Source organism: Pelomonas sp. KK5 (assembly GCF_001984095.1).
GTDB lineage: Bacteria > Pseudomonadota > Gammaproteobacteria > Burkholderiales > Burkholderiaceae_C > KK5.
This window is the reverse complement of record NZ_LYVQ01000421.1, coordinates 1-2,334: the sequence shown is the minus strand read 5'-3', so window position 1 is coordinate 2,334 and position 2,334 is coordinate 1. Positions and strand designations below refer to the sequence as shown.

Annotated in this window: 2 protein-coding genes; both read right to left on the bottom strand. The window is 69.7% G+C overall.

The features are described 5' to 3' along the window. Nucleotides 1-12: 12 nt before the first annotated feature. Nucleotides 13-930 carry an ExeA family protein gene (locus B0W88_RS31225; RefSeq protein ID WP_077038353.1) on the bottom strand — a complete coding sequence of 306 codons (918 nt, stop codon included), beginning with the start codon at nt 928-930 and terminating at the stop codon, nt 13-15. A gap of 12 nt (nt 931-942) precedes the next feature. Then, nucleotides 943-2,334, bottom strand: a 1,392-nt coding sequence (locus tag B0W88_RS31220) for a hypothetical protein (protein WP_077038352.1), incomplete at its 5' end; no start/stop codon positions are given.

Here is a 2,334-nt window from a genome sequence, read left to right as displayed (position 1 = left end):
TGTTGATCAGGCTCATCGAGGCACCATCCATCCGTAGGTCGCGACCACCAGGCTCAGGGCGACAAGCAGCAGCAGCCCCGCCCGGTCCTGCCACCCTGCCGCGCTTCGGGTCGCCGCCGTATCCTGCGTGGCCGAGAGCACGTCCCAGGCCCCCACCGCCCGCCGTCCCTTGCCGTAGGCGCTCAGCAGGGCCTTGTGCGCCACGATGTTGACCAGCCGCGGCACGCAGCGCGTGCGCCGCCGCAGCAGCCGCACCGCCGCCGCTGTGAACAGCGGACCGCCGCGGTAGCCCGCCACCACCAGGCGGTGGTGCAGGTAGTAGCCCAGCTCGGCGCGCGACAAGGGCCCGAGCCGGTAGTCGAAGGCGATGCGCTGCTTGAGCTGGCGCACCGACGGGTGATCCAGCTTCTCCTCCAGCTCGGGCTGGCCGAAGATCACCACCTGCAGCAGCTTGCGCTTCTCGGTCTCCAGATTGGTCAGCAGGCGCAGCGCCTCCAGCGTCTCGACGGGCATCGCCTGCGCCTCGTCCAGGCAGACCACGGCGAAGCGGCCCTCGGCCGCGATGTCCAGCAGGCGCTGGCTGATCAGCTTGACCAGCAGATGCGTCGGCGGCGGCGCGCCGGGGCCGCCCTCCGGCGGCTCCAGCCCCAGCTCGGCGGCCAGTTCGGTGAACAGGGCCAGCGGCTCCAGGTAGGGGTTCGGGATGTAGGCCACCTGGTACTCCTCGCCCAGGCTGGCCATCAGCTTGCGGCACAGCAGGCTCTTGCCCGTGCCCACCTCGCCGACGATCTTGATGAAGCCCTCGCCGGTGCGCACCGCGATCAGCAGCGTGTTGAGCGCCTCCTGCGAACTGCCCGAGGCGAAGAAGTAGCTGGTGTCCGGCGTGATGCTGAAGGGCAGCTCGCGCAGGGCAAAGTGTTCGAGGTACATGGTCGGCCCTCCTCAGTCCTGCTGCGCCTTGCGGTCCTTGCGCAGGTTCATCTCGGTGATGCGCCTCTCGGCGTCGCTGATGTCGCGCGTCCAGTCGCGCTCGTCCTTGACCACCGTCGGCTTCAGCAGGATGACCAGCTCGCGCTTGCTCGTGGCCTGGTCGCCCTTGCGGAAGAGCGTGCCGGCCACCGGTACATCGCCGGCCAGCGGCACCTTGGCGCGGTTGTCGCTGGAGGTCTCCATCATCAGGCCGCCGATCACCACCATCAGGCCGTCCTGCGTCTTCACCACGCTGTCGGTCTCGCTGATGCTGTTGACGGCGAAGGGCACCGACGGCGCATTGGTCGTCAGCAGGGCGATCTTGGACTTCTCGGAGATCGAGTTCACCAGCGCGTGCACGTGCAGCGTGATGCGGTCCAGCTCGTCGATCTGCGGCGTCACGTCCAGCGCGATGCCCGAGAAGAAGGGCTGGTAGTTCAGCGTCGGCGCCGTGCTGGTTGACGTGCCGCTGGTCAGCGTGCTGGTGCCGCCGGTGATGCTGGTCACGAAGGACTCCTCGGCGCCCACCTTGAGCACCGCCTTCTGGTTGTTCAGCGTGGCGATGCGCGGGCTGGACAGCACGTGGACCTCGCCCTGGGTCTGCAGGAAGTTGATCAGCGCGGCGAACTGCGCGCCCTGGATGGCCAGGCCCATCCCGGTGCCGGCGCCGAGCAGCCGGGACAGGGTCGTGCCGTCCAGGATTCCGCCGGCCGGATTGGCGACGGTGGCGGCCGTGTAGGTGGCGCTCGTCGAGTTGCCGTTGGCGTCCTTGCCGTTCACCGTTCCGGTGATCGGCTGCCCGCGGATGATGGAGCCGGGCGCGAGCATCGTGTCGGTGTTCGCGCCCACCGAGATGCGATGCAGGTTGTAGTGGAGCCCCGCCCAGTCGATGCCCTGCTGCGCGCCCGAGTTCAGCACCACGTCGATGATCTTGGCCTCGATGATGACCTGGCGCTCGATGTTGAGCTGCATGGCGCGCAGCATGCCCTCCACCTGGCGCAGCTCGCGGGGCATGGCGCGGACCAGCACCGTGCCGCTCATCTGGTTGACGGTGAGCGCGCGGCCGTCGGTGCAGCCGTCCACGCCGCGGGCGCGCTCGCTCAGCTGGCTGTCGCCGCTGAAGTTGACGTCGGCGCGCGAGCCGTTGCCCTGGCTGCCGCTCGCGCTGCCGCCCGCGTTGCCGCCGCCTCCACCACCGCCGCCGCCCGACTGCCGCGTCGGCAAGGCACGCGGGATCTGGCAGCCCAGCAGGGTGCGCAGCGAGTCCTCCACTTCCGCCCAGACGTCGGACTTCGAGACGGTGCTCAGCGCGCTGGCCTGGATGCTGGAGAAGCCGCCGCCCTGGCCACCTCCGCCCACCGTCGC

Excerpts from the sequence above, each read along its gene's own strand:
- B0W88_RS31225 (WP_077038353.1), bottom strand. The coding sequence starts at position 930 with ATGTACCTCGAACACTTTGCCCTGCGCGAGCTGCCCTTCAGCATCACG.